Here is a 25,606-nt window from a genome sequence, read left to right as displayed (position 1 = left end):
TACGGAAAAGGTGTAGCGTATGAAACAATATATAAAGAGATTATTCTCCGATTCTGCCGCTTTTGCCATCGCAACCATGGGGAACAAGCTGGTTTCGGCCATGCTTGGCCCCGTCTTTATCGCCTACCTGAGCATGGGGAAATACGCTGACTGGGGACAGACCAATGTCGTGACCATGGTGCTCCAGTACGTCTGCATTCTGGGTACAGATGCCGCGATGGCTTTTTATTTTTATGATGCCAAGACGGTGGAAGACCGCCGAATCTATTTTACCAATGCACTTCTTTTCAGTGTCGGAACCTGTATCGTTTTCACCCTGCTCGTTTACTTGTTTGGCGGGCCTTTGACAGACGCACTTTATGCGAATAGTGAAAATTATACCTATTTGCTGCCGGTTGCTTTCCTTGCGACAGTTGGCGCTATTGTGATTCAGCATATTTTGGGGTATGCCCGGTACAGCCGCCGGGTCTGGACCTTTAACATCTTTAGTATGGCCTATGTGATCGGTTCTAATCTCCTGAGCATTTTATTTTTGGCCTATTTTCACGACGGGGTCATGGGGATCTTTTACGGACAGTTGATCGGTCAAGTAGGTGTGGCTCTCATTTTGCTCTATCTGTTCCGAGGGGAATTTCACCTGAAAATCTCACGCCGGCACTTATCGGATCTGATTCGTTACGGAGCCCCGCTCCTTCCGACCTTGCTGGCGTTTTGGGCGATGAGTTCCGTTTCCAGACCGATCATCTACCATTTGGCTTCGCCGGAACACGCCGCCATTTATGAAGCGGTGATGCGGCTCGCCAGCATTATTGTGTTGATCACCTCTCCGTTTCAGCTGGCATGGCGGCCTTTTTCCATGTCGATCAAAGATCGTGAAGATGCTCCGGAGCTGTTCGCCCTGGTCGGCCGGGCTCTGCTTGTGGTCGGAACGCTCGCGGTCATGATCTTAACCTTTTTTATCCAATGGATCTACGGCCTTTACACCGTCGGAAAACACGGTTATGGTATGGGATATATTTATGTTTGGGCTGTTTCACTCGGCACTTTTTTCAACGTCTTGCAAAACGTGTTCGGTGTCGGTTTGCTGATCAAAAAGAAAACCAAAGTGATTTCCTATGGTTTTATGATTGCAGCTGTTGTTTATTTGGTGGGTAATCTGATCCTGGTGCCGATCTTCAATATCTGGGGTTCGGTTTCCATGACCGTATTGGCTTACTTGATCGTCATCGTTTGGGTGTACTATCAAAACCAAAAGGTATATCCTATCAACTTCCGGTTTCGCTCGATTGCCATCTATCTCGCAGTCTTCTTTATCTCCATGATCGGCATTACTTATGTGCAAGCCAACCATCTGGAAAACGCATGGCTCTATTATTTGCTGGCACTGGGAGTGACGATGGGCACTGTGTTTGCAACCGGGCTGTTTTCCATTCGTTCACTGAATCGAATCGGTCGGGCATTGCCTAAACTAGGTGGAAAAGGGTGAGAGTTGGTGAGTGAGCTGTTGTTTCCTAGACAGAAGCGTTTAGAAACATTGTTTTATCTCATGATTGTTTTTGCGCTGCTGGGACCCTCCTTTGGCGTCCCGGTGGCGGACTTTCGTTTGACATTTTTCCGCGTTGCCTTTGTTCTGCTGGCGGCTGGCTTCGTTTTGCGCCTGGTGGGACAAAAACAACTGGCGGCTTCACATATGATGCCGGTTCGCTGGTATGTGACATTTTTCGCGTTTTGGTTTCTTTACGGTGTTGTCAGCCTGGCATGGGTGATGAATTATGGCTATGCTGTCCGTTATCTCAGTTATTTGGTGTTTATGATGCCGCTGTCCCTTGCCTTTCCTTATTTTATCGATACGGAGCAGAAATTCTGGAAGACGAGCCGCATCCTGTTTTGGGTCTTTGCTTCGATCGTTTTCTTCGGGGTATTTGAATCGATCACGCTGCTCCATCTTCCGACCTCGGCTGTGTTTGGCAAAGCCTCGGCAAGTGTGACTACGGTGTTCAGGAATCAAAATGATTTTGCCAGCTGCATTACGATTGCCCTTCCGTTTTTGATCTCGGCACTCTATATGCTGAACTTGAAACGAAAGCACAAATGGTTTATCTATATCACCGGGATCCTAGCCTTGTACGATTTGATGGCTACGGGATCGCGCAGCAACACTTCCTTTGCCCTGCCGCTCGCATCCCTTGTCCTGGTGGTGGGCCTCACCTTTGTCATGGAACGCAAGCGTATCACCAAAAAGAACCTGGCCACGGCATTGATTGCCATCATCGCCGCGGTGATTACGGTCAATGTGCTGAGCCAGTTGTTTTTAAGCCCAGAGGCACGGGAGCAGGCGAAGACGAAACTGTCCAGCACGTTTGGCTTCATCATGGACGTCCAGCATTCGGACTGGAGCCTGGACGACGGGAGCGATGATGTGGTCAAAGGGGAAACGGGTGAAAGTGCCACTGTCCGCAAATATCTTATCCTGAACGGGTTGAGATTCCTGCAAGAGTCCCATTATATGGGTGTCGGTGCCGGTAACGTCGAGGCTTGGATGGATAAATACGGCGTAAAAGTAAACAAAGTCAACATTCACAACTGGTGGGCGGAAATCCTCGTCAATTTCGGCGTAATCGTGTTTGTTCTCTATATGGCGCTCTATGTCTGGATGTTGTGGCGTTTGTGGAAATTGGCCAGCCTGAAACACTCACCGTCATTAAGCCCGGTAATGCGCTGGGGCGCGTACTCCTGTCTGGCTTCGTTGACCGGTTTTTTCTTCGGGGCAATGGCGCCGAGCACATGTATCGGTTTCACTCCGATGTGGGTGATTTATGGATTAAGTTTGGCGGTGATTGTTGTCGGGGAGAATCAAAAGGCCGCGAAAACCCAATAAATGTTTAATGGATACGGCTATCAAGAATAGCCGTTTTTTATTGACAAACTTAAGAAAATATCAAGATTGCTATGTTGGGCGGGATTATTATTTTGTAATATGGAGACAGATACTTTTAGGTCGTTTTGTCACAGTGAAAGGAGAAGCGTTTGTGGCGGCAAAAGTCATGATTTTCAGTTCGGTTCATCCCTACGATGATTCGCGCATTTTTCACAAACAGGCGAAATCATTGGCGAAAGAAGGATATCAGGTAGAACTTCATGCCGTCGCTGATTTTGCGGAAAAGGTGATCGATGGTGTACGGATCTTCGGCGTCAAACGGGTGAATAAAAAATGGAAACGGCTGACGTGCGGTTTTACTCTGTTTCGAAGGGCACTCAAAAGCGGAGCGGATCTGTTTCACTTTCATGATCCCGAATTGCTTCCGTGGGGAGTGCTGCTCACCTGGATCACCGGTTGCCCCGTGATCTACGATTCGCATGAGGACCTGCCCAAACAGATTCACACCAAACCATGGATTCCGCAAAAAATCCGCGGTCCTTTATCCCGTCTGGTGCATAAGGTCGAAAAAGGCCTGGCCAAAAAACTGGCCGCTGTCGTCACGGCAACCGATTCGATTCGCGATCAATTCAAAACGGCAAAAAACGTGACAGTCATTAAAAACTATCCTTTGCCCATGCCGAAGCTCGACAAGCGGGAAGATGAGGTCAACCGGATTTTGTATGTGGGGGGAATCTCCTATTTACGCGGCTATAAGGAGATGATTCAGATGATGGATCATCTGCCTGAAGAGCTGCAGGCAGAACTCCATCTGATCGGCCCTCTGCAGCATATTGCTCCGGAAGACCAGAATCAGGAGGAATTGGCGCAAAAGCGAATCTATTTGCATGGACGGATTTCATTTGCTGAAGTTCAGGAGTGGCTGGCCAGGGGGAAAGTGGGGCTGGTTTGCCTCCACCCGGTTGAAAATTACCGTGAATCCTTGCCGATCAAGATGTTTGAGTATATGGCGGCCGGCTTGCCCCTCGTCGCAACCGATTTTCCCCTGTGGCGCGAAATTGTCGAAACCAGTCACTGCGGCTTTATCGCTGACGCTCTCGATCCCAAGGATATTGCTGAGAAAGTCACCAAGCTCCTGACGGATGATTCGTTGCGCCAACAGATGGGGGCTGACGGAAGACGGGCGCACGAAGAGATTTATAACTGGCATGTGGAAGAAAAGAAACTCCTTGCGCTGTACAAACAATTATTGAGCTGAAGAAACCCCGGTCATCATCGGTCGATGGCTGGGGCTTTTTTGTTGTGCGCTGCAGATAAAAAACTGATTGCCAGGTTTGTGCGGCCGGAGCGACGAAAGTCCCTCCGGACAATGGTGGTTACCAGCGGTGCGCCGATGCCGAGCACTGCTTTCATGACGGGGCCTTTACCTGTTTTGAAGCCCCAGTAACAGAATCGGCCAGCGCGCAAATCTCCAAGATGAACCGCAAGGCGGCCTTTACCTGTTTGATTGCGGACATAAGTTGTGCCACTCCGTGTGTAAATATTTCGCTTACATAACGGATGAAACCAATCCGTTTGGCGAGCCTTTCTTTTATGAGAGAATTATCCGGAGTTTTCAAAAAGGATGCTTTCGGACCAAAGCATCCTTTTTGCATTTTGTGTCACTCGGTGTATTCCAATTGTTTGGCCAAAATATCGTGAACGCGCCGCACTTCCTGCTGGCTGATCTTAAAGTAATATACCCCGTTGATCATTGCGTCTTCTCCCCGGAAAGTGACGGTCTTGATCCGGTTTCCGGAGATTCCCGCATACAGGTTTTGCAGCTTGATCCACTCGATGGGAGGGATGTCCGTTTTGATATTGTCGCCCAATTTTTCCATGACGTTATCCAGCTTGGTCAGTGAACCCCAATTGGTTCCTTTTTGAAGGATGGCCCGGATCAATTCCTGCTGCCTTTTGATGCGTCCAAAATCCCCGTTCGGGTCCGCTTTTCGCATGCGCACAAAGGTCAGCGCCTGATTGCCGTTCAGGTGCATCGGCCCTTTGGTGAAATGAACTCCTTCATATGTAAAGTCAAAGGGCACTTCTACATCCACCCCGCCCAGTTCATCGACAATTTCCTTTAATCCCTGCATATTGATTTTGACATACGCGTCAATCGGTAAATCGAGAAAATTTTCCACGGTGAGCCGGGTCAGCCGGGCACCTCCGTAGGCATAACTGTGGTTGATTTTCGTTTTTTCTTCCCTTCCCGGGATTTTTACCAAAGTATCGCGCGGGATATTGGTCAGAATCGCTGTTTTCGTTTGGGGATTAATGGCAGCGATCATAATCGTGTCCGATCTTCCGATGTCTCCTTTCCGTTCATCGACGCCCAGAAGCAAGATCGAAACCGGATCATTTGTCAAGGAGACGGCTTCTTGCCTTTTATTCGATTTGATGCGCGTCGAAGGATCATAGGCTCGTCCCATCGCCAGCCAGATCTGATAGGCATAATAGGCAAAAGCGATGACCATGGCGAAAATCAGGACGGAAAGAATGCGCAAAAATCGTCTTTTCAATGTGTTTTCCCCTCACTTGTCCAGATTGTGGCGGCAACGAAGACCGCGCTCATTTTCCATAACCCCACGATCCCACCGGCTGATTGGTTCTGTGCCGATGGCGTTTTATGGCGCCTCTCTTATCGTTATTTTCAATAAATTGAATTTATTTACAGATGGCTTTTTGCATTATAACAAATATTCAGCTAATGATCGAGGATGATTTTTGGAACCTGCATTGAATCCGATCCTGTGTTTTCCGGAAAGCGGCTTCGGAAACAACTAGTAAGAAAGACATCCCAAAGAGGTGTTGGCAATGAATATTGCGGAGGAAATGGTTCAGTCTCTGGAGGAAAAAGGGGTTCGCTATCTGTTTGGCGTTCCCGGGGAAGAAAATATTGATTTTCTGGAAGCGGTACGGAACTCCTCCATTCAATTTATCTTGACCAGACATGAACAAACCGCAGCGATGATGGCAGCGATGGTTGGCCGGTTAACGGGGATTCCCGGTGTTTGCCTGTCCACATTGGGGCCGGGGGCGGCCAACCTGGCGACAGGGGTGGCGACTGCCAATGCTGACGGTCTCCCTTTGATCGCGATTGCCGGGCAGGCGGAGACGAACCGACTGCATCATCCTTCCCACCAAATGGTGGATTTGCCTGAGTTTTTCCGCCCGATTACGAAGTGGAGCACGACGATTCGCCACTCGTCCGCGCCGCGGGAAACCATTGAGAAAGCATTCAACCTGGCCATGAGCGAGAAGCCGGGTGCCGTGTTTATTGAACTGCCGGAAGATCTGGCCGTAAAAGAAGGTGACAGCGTTACCGGGATTGCAAGTGCCCTGGGCAGGGTGGAAGCCGCGGAAATTGACATGAAACGGGCGGCAGAGCAAATCAATGCGGCTGAGATGCCGCTCATTTTAGCCGGAGCGGGCACTCTTCGCGGAAAGGCGAGCCGGGAAGTAGCGGCTTTATCGGAGAAGCTGTGTGCTTCTGTCCTGGAAACGTTTATGGGAAAAGGAGCGGTGTCATGGAGGCTGGACACGCATCTGGCCGCCGCCGGGACATGGGGGCGCGATTGGGCCGATGAAGCGATTGACAAAGCTGATCTCGTGCTGGCCATCGGCTATGATTATATCGAATATTCGCCTGTTCGCTGGAATAAGGAACGCAAACAGGTGGTTCATATCAACTGGCAAGAAGCGGAAGTGGATGCCCATTATCCGGTTGTTGCCAGCCTGATCGGAGATCTGTCATGCAATTTGGCACGCTTGACGGAGCTGGTAAGGGAGCGAACGGCCTTACCGGCTCCGTTTGCCGAGTTGCGGAGGAAAATTCGCCAAGAGTGGGAAGAGGCCGGACAGGACACGGCTTTTCCGCTAAAACCGTCCAAAATATTATATGACCTGCGCGCCGCGATGAATGACGATGATCTCGTTGTATGCGACGTCGGGGCGCACAAGGTCTGGCTCGGGCGGATGTTTCCCGTGTTTGCCCCTGATACGTGTTTCATATCCAACGGACTGGCAACGATGGGGGTTGCGCTTCCCGGGGCGATCGCAGCCAAATTGGTGAAGCCGGAGCGCCGGGTGGTGGCCGTTTGCGGCGACGGCGGATTCCTGATGAATGTGCAAGAGCTGGAGACCGCCGCCCGGCTAAAACTGCCGCTGGTGATTCTGCTGTGGAGAGACGGAGGTTACGGCTTGATCGAGTGGAAGCAGTTGGAAAAGTTCCGCCATTCTCACCATGTGACGTTTGGCAATCCCGATTTTGTCCATTTGGCGCGTTCCTTCGGAATAGAGGGCTGTCGGGTGGAGAAAGGGGAAGAGTTGCGTCCCCTGCTGGAGAAAGCTCTTCATGCGGAAGGGCCCGTTCTGATTGATTGTCCGGTCGATTACAGGGAGAATCTTAAGTTGGAAGAGAAAATCAGATTCGGTTGCGGAGATGAGACAAGATGAGGGAATTCGGATTATTTATCGAAGGCAAATGGGTGTCCGCGAAGTCCAACGCTTTGTTTGATCTGACCGGTCCGGCGACGGGGGAGGTGGCGGGCCGGGTGGTGGATGCCGCTCCCGAGGATGTGAAAAAAGCGACAATGACGCGGCTGATTTTCTTCTGTGGTACAGCGAAGAAGCAAAACGCATTTATGGAGAAACCATTTTGGCCTCCCATCCCCGCAAGCGCCTGTTTGTGATCAAGCACCCGGTCGGAGTTGTCGCGGCAATCACCCCGTGGAATTTCCCGGCGGCGATGATCACTTGCAAGCTTGGCCCGGCGCTGAAGGAGGCCGGCAGGGCCTTGAGGAGCATTTGGGAACGAAATACATCTCCGTCGGGGGAATTTGAGATTATGAACTTGAATATCGGAAAAGGGGAGCAAAAGACTGACCGTTTGCCGGCGGTTGGTCTTTTTTGCGTCCGGGCGAATGGCTGTTGACAGAATTGTAAAGCTTCTAATTTATAAGCTCCCTTTGCTTATTATTTGTCCAGTTGGTAAGATTATTTACAGACAAAGGGAGTGTTTTCCGCTTTGTCGAGGGAGAAAAACCAACCTAATTGGAGAGGGGTTTATTGTCGATGAAGGTGTTAGTGACCGGCGGTGCCGGTTTTATCGGTTCGCATATTGTTGATCAGTTAGTGGAAAAAGGGGATCAAGTGGTTATTGTTGACAACATCTCCTCCGGAAGAAAAGAAAATATAAATGAAAAAGCCCGCTTTTACCAAATAGATATCACCGATTCCGATCTGTTGAATGTGTTTGAGCGCGAACGGCCCGAAGCGGTCATCCATCAGGCGGCGCAAATCCATGTTCATACCTCGGTGAAAGAGCCGATGTTTGATGCAACCGTGAACATTTTGGGAACCATTAATCTGCTTGAAGCCTGCCGCAAAACCGGTGTCAAAAAAGTGGTTTATGCTTCCTCGGCAGCGATTTACGGAAATCCCGAATACCTGCCCATCGATGAAAAGCACCCGGTCGCTCCGTTGTCCGGCTACGGCGTGTCGAAATATACACCCGAGCACTACTTCGCGATTTACCGTCAACTTTACGGATTGAATTACACGATTTTGCGCTACGCCAACGTGTACGGCTTGCGACAGGACCCGCGCGGGGAAGGCGGCGTTATCTCCATCCTGGTGGATAAATATCTGCGCCGTGAATCGTTCACTGTTTTTGGTGACGGGGAGCAGACCCGCGATTACATTTACGTGGGAGATGTGGCTCGAGCCAATATTATGGCCCTGTCACAAGGAGATGGTGAAGTGTTCAATGTGGGCACGGGTGTCAGCACATCGCTTAATGAAGTGGTAAAGCGCTTTAATGAGATCGCTGGGTATGAAAACAAGGTGGAATACGGCCCCGAACGGGAGGGGGATATCAAGCACAGCTATTTCAACAATGGAAAAATTCGCCGGGTACTCGGCTGGCAGCCGGAAGTGACACTTGAGGAAGGATTGCGTAAAACCTACGAATATTACCAGGATATCTACCGTAAAATGGACAAAGAAATGTAGAAACTAAAGAGGAATCCGGAGGACACAATTTCGCAACAAGCGGCCCGAAATCCATTCTTTTTTAACAAATCGGCTATTGTTTTTCAGGGCCATCTACAGTATACTTGGTTACAGTAATCGTTGAAACATTACTGTAATGTTACTGTCATTTTTGTAAACTTAACTTACGGACATAAGGGAACTGACCTTTGATCACTATACACAGCAGGAGTGGATAGCGGATGCGTTCAAAAATGGCCTATGAGAGCAATTCGCGCGCGTTTTCGGGCAAAGTTTCCACCTCTTCTTCACTGTACCCCGCTTTTAAGCGCGGTTTTGAGGTTTTCTTTTCGATTGCCCTGTTGATTTTCACGTTACCCGTATTGCTTTTGACCATGATCGCGATCAAGCTGGAATCGCCGGGCCCGGTTTTTTATAAACAAGAGCGTGTAGGGCTTAATGGAAAGACGTTTTACATTATCAAGCTGCGTTCGATGCGGACGGATGCGGAGAAAAACGGGCCGCAATGGGCAGCCAAAAATGACCCGCGCGTAACCCGGGTAGGCAAATTTATCCGCAAGACGCGGATCGACGAGATTCCTCAGTTGATCAATATTTTGCGCGGCGATATGAGCTTGATTGGTCCGCGTCCGGAGCGCCCTGTCTTTACCGAGCAGTTTGCCGAGGAAATTCCCGGATTTAAAAAGCGTTTGCTGGTGAAGCCCGGTTTGACGGGATGGGCGCAGGTAAACGGTGGATATGAGGCTACCCCTGCTGAAAAGTTTGAGATGGATATGTATTACATTCAACATCAGTCTTTCAAAATCGATATGCAAATCCTGTTGCGTACCGTCTGGGTTGTACTTTCCGGTAACGGAGCGCGTTAGGCCAAAAACGGGTGCCAGTCAGGGGCAACCCGTTTTGCGTTTATATTGAACATGAATGATAATTGTCTCTATTTTAAGCATCAGGTGCACCAGCGGCGTTTAAAAACAGAGCCGCAAGCAGTAATAAATCAACAGCCATAACGGGATGCTCAAACAGGAAGCATTCAATATTCCGATCCAAAAGGCTTTGCCGACAACCAGAGTTGTTTCCATGTCGGGCACCTCCATTTAACGGAAGGATGTATCTATATTATACGCCACGAACATGAGGGCTAGTGAGAAAATGGCGTTTTGTTAACGAAATGTAATGTCAGAGTAACAGTTGAGATATGAATGAAAACAGTTATGTTGATTCGATTACCATGCGCGGATCAAATTCATTATTCTGTTTTATGGATCAGGTCCATTGCACCCGCTTGTCCGTTGTTTTCCTGATTTTAGGTAAAGATAAAATAATTTTATTTATTGACTAATAATGTTCTGTGTGATAATTTATATTTCAGTTTGATGATACAATGAAATCAACGCGAATTTCTCTTATCGAGAGAGGGTTAGGGAACAGGCCCGATGACCCCTCGGCAACCATCTGTCCCCGGACAGAAAGGTGCCAATTCCTGCAGGGCAATTGCCCTGGCAGATGAGAGAAGGCGATAACGGCGTTTATCCCCTTTCTGCATCTGCGTGGAAAGGGGTTTTTTAGTGTGATTAAAGGTGGTGAAAAAATGATCGAGATCAATAATGTGATAAAAGAATATCCGGCACGTGGCAAAGGGGCGGCCGTAACCGCTCTTCAGGGAGTTTCCCTCAAAATCGAACGGGGCGATATTTTTGGGATTGTCGGTTACAGCGGAGCCGGGAAGAGTACATTGCTGCGCCTGATCAACGGTCTGGAAACCCCGACGAGCGGAGAAGTCATCGTCGATGGCAAGAATATTTCCGCGTTGAAAACAAAAGAGCTGCGTCAGGCGCGCCAAAAGATCGGCATGATTTTTCAGCACTTCCATTTGCTCTGGTCGCGTACGGTAAGGGATAATGTCGCCTTTCCGCTTGAAATCGCCGGAGTGCCCAAGCAGAAGATCGATGAGAAGGTAAATCACCTGCTTGAACGGGTGGGTTTGGCTGACCGGGCGAATGCCTATCCGTCCCAATTGAGCGGGGGACAGAAGCAACGGGTGGGGATCGCGCGTGCGCTGGCCAATGATCCGGATGTCCTGTTATGTGATGAGGCAACATCGGCTCTTGACCCTGAGACCACGGCTTCGATTTTGCAGTTGCTCAAGGAGATTCACAAGGATACCGGGATTACCCTTGTTCTGATTACCCATGAGATGAGTGTGGTCCGTGCAATCTGCAACAAAATGGCCGTCATGGAAAGTGGCAGAGTGGTGGAGACCGGAGCGGTGGAGCAAATTTTTCAGTCGCCGTCCCATCCATTGACCCGGCAATTTATTTACGGTGTGGGCACAAGCGAAGAGCAGGCAGTCAAAGAAGGCGGCAGAACCCTGTTCGTTTCCTTGGACAAGTTGCCGCAACTGGCGCGAATCGCCAAAGGCCGCGGTCTTACCTGCCAGGTGACCGGTGAAGTCAGCGAAGCGGAAGAGAGCATTCAGGTCACACTGTCCGGGGAGAACAAAGAGGTGGAAGAAGCAGTAAATTTGCTTAACCGGAGGTGACAATTTATGGAACAAATAGCCTGGGATCAAGTTTGGCAAGCTACAAATGAGACGTTGTACATGGTCGGGATCTCTACCTTGTTCACTTTTTTGCTGGGAATTCCGCTGGGTGTGCTTCTGGTGGTGACCGATCGCGGTTATTTTTGTGAGAATCGCTTTGTGCAACGAGTGCTGGGGCTCGTGGTAAACATTTTTCGCGCGGTTCCCTTTATCGTCCTCGTCCTTTTCTTATTCCCGGTTGCGCAATTTTTGATCGGAACCACTTTGGGACCTACCGCGGCCACCATCCCGCTGATTGCAGGAGCTGCTCCTTTTTATGCACGCATGGTCGAAACTGCGATTCGCGAAATTGACAAAGGCGTGATCGAAGCGGCGCAAGCGATGGGAGCCAGCCGTTTGACGATCATTTGCAAAGTGTTGCTTCCTGAAAGTCTGCCAGCCATTGTTTCCGGCTTGACCGTTACCTGTGTCTCTTTGGTCAGTTTTTCGGCAATGGCCGGGATCGTTGGCGGCGGCGGACTGGGAGATGCCGCTTACCGTTACGGTTTTCAGGGATTCAATAACGGCATGTTGTATTCTTGCGGTCTCATTCTTGTTGTCATGGTGCAAATCATTCAAGTGATTGGCGATGCGATTGCGCGTTATCTGGATAAAAGATAAGGGGTGTGCTAGTTGATGAAAAGATTGTTTTCGGTGTTTCTTGCGGCTGTCCTTTCTCTGGTCGGGCTGACAGCCTGCTCGCAGCAGCAAGAATCGTCCAATACGTTAACCGTTGGTGCCAGCGCCGTTCCCCATGCGGAGATTCTGGAGCACGTAAAACCGATTTTGGCCAAGGAAGGCGTAAATTTGAACATCAAAGTGTTCCAGGATTATGTCCTGCCAAATAAAGCAGTGGAAGAAGGCGATTTGGACGCCAACTATTTCCAGCACATCGTCTGGATGGACACGACCAACCAAGAGAAGGGTTATCATCTGGTCAAAGTCGTCGGGGTTCACATTGAGCCGATGGGGGCATATTCCCATAAGATTAAAAATATTAAAGAGCTGAAAGACGGAGCCACCGTCGCCATTCCGAACGGAACCAGCGAAGTTACCCGCGCACTGCTCCTGTTGGAGAAAAACGGCCTGATCAAATTGGACAATGACAAAGGGGTAAAAACAGTAAACAATATTGTTTCCAACCCCAAAAAGCTGCAATTCAAACCGTTGGAACCGGCAATGCTGCCCCGCGTGATCGATGATGTCGACTTGGATGTAATCAATACGAACTATGCCTTGCAAGCCCATCTGAATCCGACGAAAGACGCCTTGATCATTGAAGGCAAGGATTCCCCGTATGTGAATGTGCTGGCTGTGAAGAAAGGGAAAGAAAACGACCCGCGCATTCAAAAGCTGGCGAAAGCCCTCACTTCGCCTGACACCAAAAAGTTTATTGAGCAAAAATATAAAGGTGCCATCATCCCGGCATTTTAAAGTCTGAGTAACAGAAGAAAGACGCTCTCACTTCTCGTGGGGGCGTCTTTCTTCGCGTTCTTTAAATTCTTGTTTTCCCAGGACGATCTTTGCCTGGCCGTGTGTCCAATCGGTCACTTTTGCAATCAACTGCTGTTCTTCGCCTGCAGGTGTCCAGACGGGCCAGGTGACCACGTCGGTAAATTGCGGCGTTTCCAGCAGATATCCCGTTTTGTGCAGTTCGTGTTCCATCTTTCCCATAAAGGAGTAATCAAAGGTGAGCAGAACTTCCTGGTGCATGATGCGTTCGATGATTCCTGCCGCCTCGATCGCCGCGGCCGCTCCCTGGCTGTAGGCGCGAATCAGTCCGCCGGCCCCCAGCTTGATGCCGCCAAAATATCGGGTGACGACAATGGCCGTGTAGAGGAGGTCTTTGGCATGGATCACTTCCAATATGGGCCGTCCTGCCGTTCCCGCCGGTTCCCCGTCATCGGACGATTTTTGTTGAAGCTCAGTGACCAGATAAGCGTAGCAATTATGGGTGGCATCCCAGTGCTGTTTGGATATGTCATGAATGAATTGAACTGCTTCTTCTTCCGATTCCACCCTTTTCGCCCGGCAGATAAAGCGTGATTTTTGAATGATGATTTCCGTTTCGCCAAAAGATCCAATGGTGCGATATTTTTGGTTCATTTTGTTCACTACCTTCCATAATTTATTATAAAGAGAAAAATGGCCATAAAAAAGAGTGGCGGGTTTTATTTGCCGCCACTTTCTTCCGTACCGTTCACCCCTGTATGGGAGCCTTCAGAGTCAATTGCCGCATTTCCGTCCGGTTCGGGATGAAAATTCAATTGGTCTTGCAAGATCGTGATCACGCGTTGCCGTTCGGATGAATGCAAAATGTCGACATCCCCCACACCGGGAATCCGGTCAAAAGTGACTTTCATTTCAACCGTTTCGATGTTCTCCTTGGGGATTGTCCGATACAGGTTGATCAGGCCCGGGATGTCCGACAGATTGAAACTCATTTCAAAATTGTTCCCGACCGCCTTCATCACATCACCAAAATTTAATAAACCATTGGTGCTGGCAATTTGATCGATCAAGGTTGCGATCACTTCCCGCTGCCGTTCATTCCGCCCCAAATCGCCCCGCGGGTCCTGATGCCGCATACGGACGTAGGCAAGAGCCTCCGCGCCGTTTAAATGATGTTTCCCTGGTTCAAAGTAAACCATCTTTCCGCCGATGGCCCGCTGGTGAAAAGGAAATTTCACATTCACGTCCACCCCGCCGAGGGCATCAACAATGTTTTCAAACCCTTGAAAATTGATCTTGGCATAGGAATCGACCGGAACCTGCAACAGGTTTTCGATTGCTTTTCTCGTGTTTTCGACCGGCCCCACTTTTGTGCCGTAGGCTGCAGACCAGTTGATTTTGCCTTTCATGCCATTGGTGTTGGGGATGGTAACGTACAAATCCCGTGGGATGCTTACCACCTTTACGGACTTATTCTCGGGATTGACGGCGGCCAGGATGAGCACATCGGTGCGCCAGTCCTTGGAGTGCCCCCGCTGGTCGGTGCCGATCAGCAGAACGGTGAACGGATCTTTTTTCATCTCCACCTGTTTTGTCCGCATATCGGATTTGGGCAACTTTTTTCCGCTGTTGGCCGCCAGTGCCCCCCACATCTGCCAGGCAACACTGAATCCCAAAGCGACGCAGACAAGTATGACAATAGAGAGAAGTGTAAGAAAAATACGTTTCCCTTTCTTTTTTTTGACGGGAGACTTTATCTGGTCAGCCATTTCTTTTCCCACCCTGTCTGAGAAGCGAAGTATGAATCCGCATAATATAGATCATTCTATATTATTTATTCGAAAGGTGGCCGGATTTTATATAACTTTTTTCAAAATAAAATGTTACAGTTCGATAAAAGCTTGTAACCCGGAAATGATCCGTCTGCGTGGGGGGAGCGAAATCAGGATGGGAGGGGGCTTCGCTGACCGGTCATCAGGAATCCGGCCTACAACATACGTTCACGAAAACACAAATTTACAAGCAAAAAGCGACAGCTCAATAGCTATCGCTTTCACCGGTTGATTGACCGTTTGACTGATTGGAATCATCGGTGCCAACTCCGGCTCCGGTGGTACCGCCGGGTTGCGGTTTGATTCCCAGTTGCTCAGACATTATTTTATTGATGCGATCCCGTTCGGCCTGGTTCAGGATATCCACATCACCGACACCGGGGATTTTTTCAAACGTTACATTTGCCTGCAGCGTTTCAATGTTTTGTTGGGGAATGCTGCGGTACAGTTCGATCAGGGCAGGGATATCGGTGGCCTGGAAACTCATTTCAAAGTTATTGCCGACTGCCTTCATCACATCGCCGAAATTGAACACGCCTTCTGCACTGGCCATCTTGTTGATCAGTGCGGAAATAACTTCCCGCTGCCGTTCATTTCGTCCCAGATCGCCTTTGGGGTCCTGATGGCGCATCCGGACGTACGCGAGCGCTTCGGAGCCGTTTAAATGGTGTTCTCCAGGTTCAAAGTAAACCATTTTCCCGCCAATGGCTGCCTGGTGAAACGGAAACTTCACATTGACGTCAACCCCGTTGAGAGCATCGACGATATCCTCAAATCCCTGGAAATTGATTCTGGCATAGTAGTCGACGGGAATGTGGAGAACGTGCTCGATCGCCAAGCGGATATTTTGCACCTGACCGACGCCCGATTTGTAACCATAGTAAGGAGCAGCATTGATTTTGGTTTTGACTCCGCCGGAATTGGGAATCTCAGTATAGACATCCCGGGGGATGCTGACCAGTTTGATCGACTTCGTTTTGGGATTGACCGCGGCGAGAATCAGGACATCGGAGCGCCAGTTTGCTGTGTGTCCTCTCTGGTCTGTCCCGATCAGCAACACGGTAAACGGGTCTTTTTGAAACTCAACTTGGGACGTCCGCAAGTCCGATTTGCTCAATTTTTTGCCGCTGTTGGCAAACGCGCCCCAAATCTGCGTGCCGAAGTATGCACCGACACCTAAAATAAGAAGAATAAAGACTGTAAGAATACGAAAAGTCCACTTCTTTTTTCGCTTTTTCCGCACGCGATGAATGCGGCTTCTTTCTACTCTTTCCATTTTAATTCCTCACTTGCCGAAATTTTTTCATACGAACACATTTCACAATGGAAATGATAAAGACAAAGTTCACAGAGGGAAAAAGATTGGAAGAAATGCTTGTAAGGCTTGTAGTAAAACAGAGGTCTACGTTTTTTTATTTTATATAATAAATTCGTAAGTATCTATACATTTCTGCGTATTGTTTTTGAAAATAATAGAACAATTGGTGAGATGATATGCCTTTTATACGTGCTCTCCTAAGCATCCTTCTGCTGGCAGGGTGCTTTTTCCTCCCTGTCACCCGTTACCCGGATTTTGGGAGAAGCCAAACTGAAAAAGTTTGGCAGGAAAACTGGATTGTTGCCTGGCAGCAGAAGGCAGATCCCGCATTTTGGCATCAGGCGGTTTTATTGCGGAAATTTGTGTTGGCAGGCAGTGAAATCGACTTGGTTCGTCCCAAAAAAGGCGTGGATGTGAACAGCTGGCACAATAGTTGGAGCGCTGCCGCCGACGTACGGTACATGCAGCGCGACCGATCTTATCAGCTGAATGAAGGAGGATTGGAAGGAAGAGAACGGGAATCGTCCTTGTCTTTCAGTTACCTGGAGCAAATTCGGGCGTCAGAAGCCTGGAGCAAAGTTCCACCCTCCTCCCCTTCAGACCGTCCGGTGATCGTGGCGGTCATCGATACCGGCGTCGATTTGCATCACCCCGACCTTTCTCCTTTGCTCGTGCCGGGAGTCAATATTCTCAACCGGCAGGAAGCGCCTCAGGATCACTTTGGGCACGGGACAGAAGTGGCCGGGGTGGTAGCGGCGACGTGGGGCGGACTGCGCCGGGAGGGAGCGGTCGGAGCGGGGAAAATCATGCCGATCAAGGTGATGGAGAACGGGAGCGACGGAGAAGTATATTATACAGTTGAGGGGATGGAAGCGGCCATTAAGCGGAAGGCGGATATCATCGTTCTGGCACAGGGCAGCTGGACCTATTCCAAGCTGATGGAAGAGGCGGTGCAGGATGCGGAGAAAAAAGGAGTGTTGGTCGTTGCTGCTGCCGGAAATGCAGAATCCGATCTTAATGGCAACACCGTCTACGATTCGCCTCTTTATTATCCGGCGGCATTTCCCACTGTTCTGGCAGTCGGTTCGGTCAAAAATAACGGGTTGCATGAACCGACCTCCAACCAGGGGGATGGTCTCGATTTGACTGCTCCCGGAAACCGGATTGCCACTACCCGGTTGGGCGGGGGCTTTACCACGGATTCCGGCACGTCATTTGCGGCTCCGCAAGCAGCGGGAGTGGCCGCTCTTCTCTGGCAGCGGCATCGGGATTACACTCCCGGGCAGATCCGGCAACTCCTTAAGCAAACGGCACAAAAGAAACCGGGGGAACCGCGATGGGACCGGCAAAAAGGGTTCGGGATTTTGGATGCTGCCCGGGCGCTTTCCGGCAAGCTGAAACGGGATCCCTATGAACCGAATGATGAGCGTCATCAGGCGATGTCCCTGTCCCTGGATCAGGAGATGGATGCCGTTCTGCGTCCGGGTGACCGGGACTGGTTCCGCCTGGAGTTGCCCTGTCCCGGAACGCTGGTGATTCATCTCAGGCAGAATCGCGGGCATTTTCAAAAAACAAGGTTGTTTGTTGAAAATCCGCAAGAAAAGGATGTCCGCTCCTATCAGTTGCAAGGGATGAACCAGTTGCGGGTACCGGTTGAGAGAAATGACGTCTTTCTGGGATTCTCCTCCCCGGCCGGCGATGTCCCTGTCTCGTACAGCTTTCAGGTAAATTTCATTCCGCGGGCGGATCGTTATGAACCAAATGACCGATTGGCCCAGGCGGCACAGTTGGCGCTTCCGGGGAAGCAGGAAGTCATCGAGGCAACTCTTCACAAGCAGGGGGATCAGGATTGGTACCGGCTACCCCTGCCCCGTTCCGGTGAAGCGGAAGTGAAAGTGGAACCGTTGACTCCGAGGTTTGACCCCGTATTGCTGCAAATGCCGCAAGACGATTGGCACAATTGGAAAATAGATCAACATGGAGCCGGTGAAGCGGAGAGCCTGCGGGTTCCCGGAGGGAAAGGAGATCTGCTGTTTTCCGTTTCCGACTACGGGGGGAATATCATCAGTGAACCTTATCATCTGGTGATAACGGTCCGGCCGGCAATCGGGGATGGAAAAGATCACTCCACTCCGGACAAAGCGGCTTTACTATCTTCGGCCAAGTGGGTGAAAGGGGCATTGGCAGGTGGCGGAATCCCGGACTGGTATGTTATAAGCAGCACCAGAGAAGAGACAGTCACCTTTCTCTATCAGGCGGATCAGCCGGTAAAAAGGTTGGAATGGGCTGTTTATGATCACCATTTCTACGCTCTGTCCGGCGGGACCGTGACGCTGGCGAAAGGAGAGCGATTCAGCCAAACGCTGTCCCTCCCCTCCGGGCGGCATTATATCCGGGTGCGAACGGAAGAGGGTGGCCCGGTTCTCTACCAGATCCAACTCAAAAACAAAAAGTGGAAGAAAAACAGAAGGTGAATCCCCAAAGCAACAGTTGTAATTCCCTATTCTTTAGGTTATTCTATTGATGATGTAGAGACAGGTTCCCTTCACTTGGATAAAGCTTTATTCCAGGCTGGTTGACGGTCTGGCGGGGAGTTTCGAGGATGAACTGATAATCAAAAACCTTTCCTCGATGGGAAGGGTTTTTTATTGCGTCATTTTGCTAGCAAGGAGGAGAATGAATGGGAGAACAAAAACGCAGCCTGTTCACTTCAGAATCGGTTACGGTTGGTCATCCGGATAAAATCTGTGACCAGATTTCCGATGCCATTCTCGATGCCATTTTGGAAAAAGATCCGAATGCTCGCGTCGCTTGCGAAACTTCGGTCACTACCGGTTTGGTGCTTGTGTCGGGGGAAATTTCCACCCAATGCTATGTTGATATTCCGAAGATTGTGCGCCAAACGATTAAGGATATTGGCTATACCCGGGCAAAATACGGTTTCGACTCCGAAACCTGCGCCGTTTTGACCTCTATTGACGAACAATCGCCCGATATTGCAATGGGTGTAGATGTTGCATTGGAAAAACGCGAAGGTTCGATGACGGAAGATGAGATTGAAGCGATCGGCGCCGGGGACCAGGGACTCATGTTCGGGTTTGCTTGCAATGAGACACCGGAATTGATGCCGCTCCCGATCTCATTGGCCCATAAACTGGCACGCCGTCTCCATGAAGTGCGTGTCGACGGTACGCTGGAATACCTGCGTCCGGACGGAAAAACGCAGGTAACCGTTGAATATGAAGGAGATCAACCTGTACGCATCGATACGGTGGTTGTTTCCACCCAACACTCCGAACATGTCGCTTTGGAGCAAATCAAGAAAGATCTCATGGAACATGTGATTTTGCCGATTGTTCCCAAAGAGATGCTCGATGATAATACCAAGTACTTCATCAATCCGACCGGACGATTCGTCATTGGCGGTCCGCAGGGAGATGCCGGTTTGACCGGACGTAAGATCATCGTTGATACTTACGGAGGTTATGCCCGTCATGGAGGCGGTGCCTTCTCCGGCAAAGACCCGACCAAGGTTGACCGCTCAGGAGCCTATGCCGCCCGCTATGTAGCGAAAAACATCGTTGCTGCCGGACTCGCTGACAAGTGCGAAGTGCAGCTTGCTTACGCCATCGGGGTAGCCCGTCCCGTTTCCATCCGCATTGATACGTTTGGCACCGGGAAAGTAAGTGAAGACAAATTGGTCGAATTGACAGAGAAATTCTTTGATCTGCGCCCGGCCGGCATTATCCGCCAATTGGATTTGCGCCGCCCGATCTACCGTCAAACGGCTGCCTATGGTCACTTTGGCCGCACGGATGTCGATTTGCCGTGGGAACGCACGGATCTTGCCGACACCTTGAAAAAAGAAGCGGGGCTTTAAATTTTAGGGCTGAGAAACGAAATCTCAGCCCTTTTTCTTTTTTGATGACTTTTTCTGCCAAATTCCCCGTTCATTCTCTCTTTTTCCTTTCTTCTCGCCTTCTTTTTTGTTTCATAACTGTTTTGTTCGTGGTAAAATTTGAATAAGGGTGAATATTGCGAGAAAGGAGTGACCCCTTTGCCCATGAGGAAGCCGGAGACAGGCCACCTCGAAGGAAGTGAATTTTCAGGTACGGACATCCAACCGCTGATCCGGGTTTTACTGGCAGACCCCGACACCGAATACCGGGAGCAAATTAAAACAGCCATCAAGAGGACAAAGAATATGGTGATGGTGGGGGAGTGTACGGACGGAATTGATGTCCCGCTTCTTTGCGGATCGACCAAACCGCATGTTGCCGTCATCAATCTGTACCTTCCGCGGATCGACGGAGTGGAAGTAACGAACCGTCTTTGTCAAATGGCTCCTCAAACCAAGGTGTTAATCCTTTCTGAGCATGCTGACCCTTATGTTATTGAAACGATTCGTTCCGGCGCTGCCGGGTATATGTTAAAAGATATGAAAGTAGAGCCCATCATTGAAGCGATTCGCGTGATTGCACACGGGGGCGTGTATATTCACCCGATCATGATGGGAAGACTGGTGAACGAATTTCGAAGATTGAGCCGAATGGAAGGGAGTATTTGTTATCATTACGCTTTGACTCCTTCCATCCCGTGGCAAGAGGTTCTCACCTATCGGGAAATGGAAGTTTTACGATTAATGTCACAGGGTAAAAATAATCGAAGTATCAGTGAACATTTATTTATCAGCGAAAAAACTGTTAAGAACCATGTCAGTAATATTCTTTATAAACTGAATGTTCAAGATCGGACGCAGGCGGTTTTGCTCGCGATGAAGTATGGATGGGTTCAATTGATTTGAAAAGAGCCTGTTATCAGTCGAGGTCTGTGTCACAGTCCCTACCTTTTTGGCATAAGATATAAAGAAGGAGGGGCAATACGATGGAACTTTGGGTTCTGTGGAGTGTAGCCCTTTATATTGTCATGTTTTATCTGGCAAAAAAGTTGTCCCATTATTTCGGTAATTATTATCACAACAAAGCCGTGCACTTGGTCATGATCACCAAAAACAGCCAGCATTCCGTCGAGTGGATGATTCGCTCTTACCATGTTTCCAACAAGTCAAAAAGGAAAAAAGCAGGCAAAATTACCTGCATCGACGTGGGCTCGACCGATGATACGCTGTTGATCCTCGAGCGGTTAAAACAGCGCTATCCCAATCTGGAGATCGTTCGCATCACCCCTGGTGAAGGAGCGGAAGAGCGAATCAAGGAATGGCTTGAGTCGAAGAGGAACAGTACGGAAAAATGGCTTGTGCTCGACCTGCGGGATTCGGATTCCTCACAGGATACGGAACGGAGTCTTGCCTGAAAAAAAGCCCCGGGGATGTGATCAGCCGTCCCTTGGGTTTTTTTCTTGATGTCCACTGGAAAAAAGAGGGATTTTTGATGAGGTTCTGTTTTTACCGATTGGAAGGAGAAGCCGATGGAAGGATGAGTACCGCGCCGGAAGTCGACTTTTTCCATTGGCAAGAGCAAGGAAAGCAAATCGCGGAAATGATTGAATCGTCATCGATTGGACAAGCATTTGCCGGGAACCGGGGAAGAAAGAACGCTTTCGGTCCGGCACTGCGGGAAGCGCCCATGATGGGAGAAGAAATGACCGCGGTGCGCGAACTGGCGGCAGAGATTCACCCGCTGCTGGCCGGAAGAGTGCTGTTGTGGGAAGAAGTGGAGCGCCTTCTTCGCAAATACGAAAAGTGGCCTGGCTCCTTCCTTATGCGCCGGGCCTTGCAATGGCTCAGCCTGTCGGGAATGGCGGACATCAGACCGGCTGTTCGCTCTGCGGGCCCGCCGGTCACCTGGAAGTGTGAACGGTGCGGATACCGGGGGCCGCTTCTCAGGCAAACTCCTTGTGCGATCTGTGGGGAAAGATGCGTCGTTTGCGAGCATTGCCTGTTGCTCGGTCGGGCGAGAACCTGCTTTCCGCTGTTTATCTTTTCTCCTCCGGACAATCGCACGTTTGCCGGTTCTGAAATCGCTTGCCGGACTGCTCCGCTGACAGAAGCCCAGGCCAAAACAGTGGAGAGAATCAGGGCGAACCTTAGCCAACACAGGCAGGTTCTGGTCTGGGCGGCCACCGGCAGCGGCAAGACGGAGATGATGATGACGATCGTGGCGGACTGGCTGAATCGGGGAAAAAAAGTGTTATGGGTTACTCCGCGCAAAGATGTGGTGTTGGAATTAAAGCCCCGTCTGGAAAAGGGATTTGCCGGCAGAAGGGTGATCGCTCTCTACGGCGGATCAGCCCAAACGCTGGAAACGGGTGAGTTGGTGATTGCCACGGCACACCAAGCCCTGCGCTTTTATCGGTCGTTTGAGCTTGCGGTGGTCGATGAAGTTGACGCATTCCCCCTCTATGGCAACAGGGCGTTGGAGGAGGGAATCGGACGGGCGCTTTCACCCGGGGCAAAGAAAATTTTGCTGACTGCCACTCCCCCGCCGGAATGGAAGGCGCTCGGGCGCAGAGAGATTTTACCGACAGTTTTGCTGCCGGTTCGCTACCACGGTTATCCTATGCCTGAACCGGCCTTGAAGCGGGAGTGGCGGCTTTGGCAGAAGATAAGCAAGAGGAAACCGATCCGTCCGCTTTCCGCCTTTTTGCGTCAGGTGGTGGAGCGGAAAGGACAAGCCTTTCTCTTCGTGCCGCGGGTGGAAGACGTCAGCCGGGTGTTGCGCTGGATGAAATGCTGTGAGCCGGACTTTTACCGAGAGGCCCGGGGTGTTTTCGCCGGCGATTTGCAGCGGGAACAGACGGTGCGCCATTTTCGGGAGGGCAAATGGCGGTTTCTGGTGACGACGACGATTTTGGAGAGGGGAGTGACGGTTCCCGCGATCCATGTTGCCGTCATCGGTGCAGATCATCCGGTGTTTACGGCGGCGGCGCTCGTTCAGATGGCGGGCAGAGCAGGAAGATCATCTTCCTACCAGGAGGGAGAAGTATGGTTTTTGACCGATGAAAAGACGGATGCCCAATTGCGGGCAAAAAGGGAGATTAAATGGTTAAATGATTGTGCGAAGAAAGAAGGATTTCTCAAAGATGGGGCGTATAATCTTTGAAGGAGTATGGTCGTCTCTCTTTTCCCAGCCTCCCACTTGCGAGTTTTGTACGGCATTCGTTCGCCGCCCGTCTCCGTTTGCTCCGGTGCGGGAGAGAATCTGTTCCACCTGTCTGGCGGGAGTTGAACTGATTTCCGGGCCGTTTTGCCCCGTTTGCGGGCGGAAGCAGGAGGCTGGTGCTGATCATCTTTGTCCCGATTGCCTGCGTCTTGCCGAAGAAGAGCGGATTGTAAACCGCAGTCCTGTGGTTTACAGCGGAAAGGCAAAAGAATGGGTGTCGTCGTTCAAATATCGGGGTAAAGAAAGTTTGGCGACACCGATGGGCCGGTGGATGGCAGAGGTGGTTCAAACCCATTTTGCTCATACGGGAATATCGGTGATCACCTTTGTTCCATTACATAAGGAGAAGAAAGCGGAACGCGGATTCAACCAGTCGGAACTTCTGGCCCGCGTGATCGGTGCAAGGCTTGGGTTGCCGGTTTTGCCTCTGCTGGGAAGAGAGAAAGATCTTGCTTCACAAAGCAGGCGCAATCGGCAGGAACGCCTGCTCGCTCTGAAAGGAGCATTTCAAATTGAAGGTGAAGGTTGTGAGAAATGCATACGGGACCGAACAGTTCTTATTGTTGATGATGTGTATACGACAGGCACAACGCTGAGGGAGTGTGCCAAACCGCTGCTGGTATCAGGAGCAAGCCGAGTTTACTCGGTCACGTTTGCTAGATAAAAAGAGTATAGAAAAGGAAAAACTCGTCAACACCAATAGATAGCATCCCTTTTAAGACTATCGGTTTGAAGGAGAGTTGAAAATGAATAAAACGGAATTGATAGAACGCGTTGCCGAGAGCACGGGCAAAACGAAAAAGGAAGCGGGAATTATCGTCGATTCGGTATTGCAGACGATCTCGGAAGCGCTTAGCAAAGGGGAAAAAGTAACCCTGATTGGCTTTGGAAACTTTGAAGTGCGCGAACGTGCTGCAAGAACCGGCCGCAACCCGCAGACCGGCGAGGAGATTGAGATCAAAGCCAGCAAAGTGCCCGCTTTTAAAGCCGGTAAACAGTTGAAAGACTTGGTGAACCAGTAAGATTCATCATTTGCTGAGGCCGCCGTTTTCGGAAGAAAACCGGAGACGGCGGTTTTTATTTGTGACTGTTTGATGAATTGCATTTAATACTGACATTGTTTTATAATAAATCTAAAACTTAATAATAGTTTGTACTCATATTTTTTGAAATTTAAGGTAATAAGAGAGAGGTTATGTGTACAAATCGGGATCATTCCCTTCCTTTAAGATGCGATATTACGGGATTGTAAAAAAGGGAGCATACAATTGCCGAAAGAGATCAAATTTAACGGCACTCATGACAAAATTTTCTAAAAATATTCCGGTTATTCTCCTTTGGCAAAGTAATTTTGCCTGGATCTGACGGATGAGGATGGGATCTCCCGAAATCTGGTAAATAAAAACGAATTGAATAAATATACATTTATACTTATAATAATTACATCATAATGAGAAATGATGATTTTTATTCCGGTAATGGTGAAAAGTTGAAAGGAGAGAAAAAACATGAAGAAGTGGCTTGGCATGTTGCTCGCGTCCGTGGTCGCCGTTTCCTTTGTCCTGACCGGGTGCGCGAATAAAAATACGGATAACAGTGTGATTCAGATCGGGACGAATGCGGAGTTTCCGCCATTTGAAAAATTGGAGGGGGACGGGAAGATTACCGGGTTTGATGCCGATCTGATTCAGGCCATCGCCAAGGAAGAAAACCTGAAGATCAATTTTAAACATTACGGCTGGGACCAGATGCTTGACGGCGTTTCCCGCGGGAAGCTCGATGCCGGGATGGCGGCGATCACCATTACGCCTGACCGCAAGAAAAAATATGATTTCAGCATTCCTTATTTCGATGCCAAACAATTGATTCTGGTACCGACCTCTTCCCATGTATCATCGCTGAAACAGTTGAACGGAAAACGGATCGGAGTGCAAACGGCCACAACCGGAGAACAGGTTGTGCAGGAGATGTTCGGCAAAACCTATTCCGGGCTCAAGGGATATGATGATATTCCGTCTGCCGTTCATGATCTGGAGCTCGGGCGACTGGATGCGGTGGTCGTCGATAACGCCGTGATCATGGAATATATCAAAAAGCTGGGCCAAGGCAAATACAAGATTGTTGAAGATCCTTCAATCAAGACGGAACAGTACGGGATTGCCGTGCACAAAGGCAACCAGGCCCTGCTGCAAAAGCTGAACGACGGATTGAAAAAAGTAAAAGCGAACGGAACGTATGACAAGATTTATCAAAAATATTTCGGGACGGAACCGCAACAATGATTCGAAACGCTCGCATCTTTTGTCGGTTGGGAACTCCTGGCCGACCGTCAGGGCTCGGGAAGGTCAGGGGAACCAGCGATCTTACCTGGCA

The 25,606-nt window shown here is 49.9% G+C and carries 21 protein-coding genes, 1 pseudogene and 1 riboswitch; of the genes and pseudogenes, 18 read left to right on the top strand and 4 right to left on the bottom strand.

Features of this window, described 5'->3' with window-relative positions; all coding sequences use genetic code 11:
* The first annotated feature begins 19 nt into the window (after positions 1–19).
* From I8U18_RS07960 to I8U18_RS07950, 3 genes are all read left to right on the top strand, one after another.
* The gene (locus I8U18_RS07960) at positions 20–1,486 is read left to right on the top strand and encodes a lipopolysaccharide biosynthesis protein (RefSeq protein WP_198064674.1); all 1,467 of its coding nucleotides are present in this window, start codon (positions 20–22) and stop codon (positions 1,484–1,486) included.
* A 6-nt stretch (positions 1,487–1,492) separates the two neighbouring features.
* The gene (locus tag I8U18_RS07955) at positions 1,493–2,878 is read left to right on the top strand and encodes an O-antigen ligase family protein (RefSeq protein WP_152568510.1); all 1,386 of its coding nucleotides are present in this window, start codon (positions 1,493–1,495) and stop codon (positions 2,876–2,878) included.
* 151 nt (positions 2,879–3,029) lie between these two features.
* A complete protein-coding gene (locus I8U18_RS07950) occupies positions 3,030–4,136 on the top strand; it encodes a glycosyltransferase family 4 protein (protein WP_160173825.1) in 1,107 nt (368 codons plus the stop codon).
* A gap of 403 nt (positions 4,137–4,539) precedes the next feature.
* Here the strand turns inward: I8U18_RS07950 and I8U18_RS07945 are convergent, their stop codons facing one another.
* Positions 4,540–5,439: an LCP family protein gene (locus tag I8U18_RS07945; protein ID WP_033100370.1), complete on the bottom strand. Its 900-nt coding sequence runs from the start codon at positions 5,437–5,439 to the stop codon at positions 4,540–4,542.
* Between the two features lie 295 nt (positions 5,440–5,734).
* Here I8U18_RS07945 and I8U18_RS07940 point away from each other — a divergent pair, with 295 nt between their 5' ends.
* From I8U18_RS07940 to I8U18_RS07905, 7 genes and pseudogenes are all read left to right on the top strand, one after another.
* Positions 5,735–7,375: an acetolactate synthase large subunit gene (locus I8U18_RS07940; protein ID WP_198059547.1), complete on the top strand. Its 1,641-nt coding sequence runs from the start codon at positions 5,735–5,737 to the stop codon at positions 7,373–7,375.
* Between the two features lie 142 nt (positions 7,376–7,517).
* Positions 7,518–7,697 (top strand): annotated as a pseudogene (locus tag I8U18_RS18440) (aldehyde dehydrogenase family protein); the annotation flags it as partial.
* 296 nt (positions 7,698–7,993) lie between these two features.
* Positions 7,994–8,932 (top strand): SDR family oxidoreductase, encoded by a 939-nt coding sequence (locus I8U18_RS07925; RefSeq protein WP_033100366.1) that lies wholly within the window; start codon positions 7,994–7,996, stop codon positions 8,930–8,932.
* A gap of 221 nt (positions 8,933–9,153) precedes the next feature.
* Entirely contained in the window at positions 9,154–9,798 is a 645-nt protein-coding gene (locus I8U18_RS07920) for a sugar transferase (protein ID WP_033100365.1), read from the top strand.
* A 534-nt stretch (positions 9,799–10,332) separates the two neighbouring features.
* Positions 10,333–10,442, top strand: a riboswitch (SAM riboswitch).
* A gap of 78 nt (positions 10,443–10,520) precedes the next feature.
* Positions 10,521–11,471: a methionine ABC transporter ATP-binding protein gene (locus I8U18_RS07915; protein ID WP_198064673.1), complete on the top strand. Its 951-nt coding sequence runs from the start codon at positions 10,521–10,523 to the stop codon at positions 11,469–11,471.
* A 6-nt stretch (positions 11,472–11,477) separates the two neighbouring features.
* On the top strand, positions 11,478–12,131 hold the full coding sequence (locus I8U18_RS07910) for a methionine ABC transporter permease (protein WP_033100363.1): 654 nt from the start codon (positions 11,478–11,480) through the stop codon (positions 12,129–12,131).
* 15 nt (positions 12,132–12,146) lie between these two features.
* Positions 12,147–12,944 (top strand): MetQ/NlpA family ABC transporter substrate-binding protein, encoded by a 798-nt coding sequence (locus I8U18_RS07905; protein WP_152568508.1) that lies wholly within the window; start codon positions 12,147–12,149, stop codon positions 12,942–12,944.
* A gap of 27 nt (positions 12,945–12,971) precedes the next feature.
* On the opposite strand, the gene I8U18_RS07900 is transcribed toward I8U18_RS07905, so the two are convergent.
* From I8U18_RS07900 to I8U18_RS07890, 3 genes are all read right to left on the bottom strand, one after another.
* Positions 12,972–13,616, bottom strand: coding sequence for a YigZ family protein (locus tag I8U18_RS07900; protein WP_033100361.1), 645 nt, complete (start codon positions 13,614–13,616; stop codon positions 12,972–12,974).
* A 65-nt stretch (positions 13,617–13,681) separates the two neighbouring features.
* Complete coding sequence (locus I8U18_RS07895; protein ID WP_198055534.1) at positions 13,682–14,731, bottom strand: LCP family protein; 1,050 nt, start codon at positions 14,729–14,731, stop codon at positions 13,682–13,684.
* Between the two features lie 268 nt (positions 14,732–14,999).
* Positions 15,000–16,070 carry an LCP family protein gene (locus I8U18_RS07890; protein WP_198055533.1) on the bottom strand — a complete coding sequence of 357 codons (1,071 nt, stop codon included), beginning with the start codon at positions 16,068–16,070 and terminating at the stop codon, positions 15,000–15,002.
* 218 nt (positions 16,071–16,288) lie between these two features.
* On the opposite strand from I8U18_RS07890, the gene I8U18_RS07885 reads away from it, so the two are divergent.
* The 8 genes from I8U18_RS07885 to I8U18_RS07850 all read left to right on the top strand — a co-directional run bounded on the left by I8U18_RS07885 (position 16,289) and on the right by I8U18_RS07850 (position 25,515).
* A complete protein-coding gene (locus I8U18_RS07885; RefSeq protein ID WP_198059549.1) occupies positions 16,289–18,586 on the top strand; it encodes a S8 family peptidase in 2,298 nt (765 codons plus the stop codon).
* Positions 18,587–18,792: 206 nt separating this feature from the next.
* On the top strand, positions 18,793–19,992 hold the full coding sequence (metK, locus tag I8U18_RS07880) for a methionine adenosyltransferase (RefSeq protein ID WP_033100359.1): 1,200 nt from the start codon (positions 18,793–18,795) through the stop codon (positions 19,990–19,992).
* A gap of 183 nt (positions 19,993–20,175) precedes the next feature.
* Entirely contained in the window at positions 20,176–20,916 is a 741-nt protein-coding gene (locus I8U18_RS07875; protein WP_198059550.1) for a response regulator transcription factor, read from the top strand.
* Positions 20,917–20,996: 80 nt separating this feature from the next.
* Positions 20,997–21,425, top strand: a complete 429-nt coding sequence (locus I8U18_RS07870; RefSeq protein ID WP_033100357.1) for a glycosyltransferase family 2 protein — start codon at positions 20,997–20,999, stop codon at positions 21,423–21,425.
* Between the two features lie 77 nt (positions 21,426–21,502).
* The gene (locus I8U18_RS07865) at positions 21,503–23,173 is read left to right on the top strand and encodes a DEAD/DEAH box helicase (RefSeq protein ID WP_198064672.1); all 1,671 of its coding nucleotides are present in this window, start codon (positions 21,503–21,505) and stop codon (positions 23,171–23,173) included.
* On the top strand, positions 23,154–23,897 hold the full coding sequence (locus I8U18_RS07860; RefSeq protein ID WP_198064671.1) for a ComF family protein: 744 nt from the start codon (positions 23,154–23,156) through the stop codon (positions 23,895–23,897). The genes I8U18_RS07865 and I8U18_RS07860 overlap by 20 nt, the downstream gene beginning before the upstream one ends.
* 82 nt (positions 23,898–23,979) lie before the next feature.
* Positions 23,980–24,255: an HU family DNA-binding protein gene (locus I8U18_RS07855; RefSeq protein ID WP_033100356.1), complete on the top strand. Its 276-nt coding sequence runs from the start codon at positions 23,980–23,982 to the stop codon at positions 24,253–24,255.
* Between the two features lie 486 nt (positions 24,256–24,741).
* On the top strand, positions 24,742–25,515 hold the full coding sequence (locus I8U18_RS07850; RefSeq protein ID WP_198055528.1) for a basic amino acid ABC transporter substrate-binding protein: 774 nt from the start codon (positions 24,742–24,744) through the stop codon (positions 25,513–25,515).
* Positions 25,516–25,606 lie beyond the last annotated feature (91 nt).

Origin of the sequence: Thermoactinomyces sp. CICC 10522, from assembly GCF_016055075.1 — a bacterium.
Taxonomy (GTDB): domain Bacteria; phylum Bacillota; class Bacilli; order Thermoactinomycetales; family Thermoactinomycetaceae; genus Thermoactinomyces_A; species Thermoactinomyces_A daqus.
Note: the sequence above shows the minus strand (reverse complement) of the source record. Positions and strands in the feature narration are given on the sequence as shown.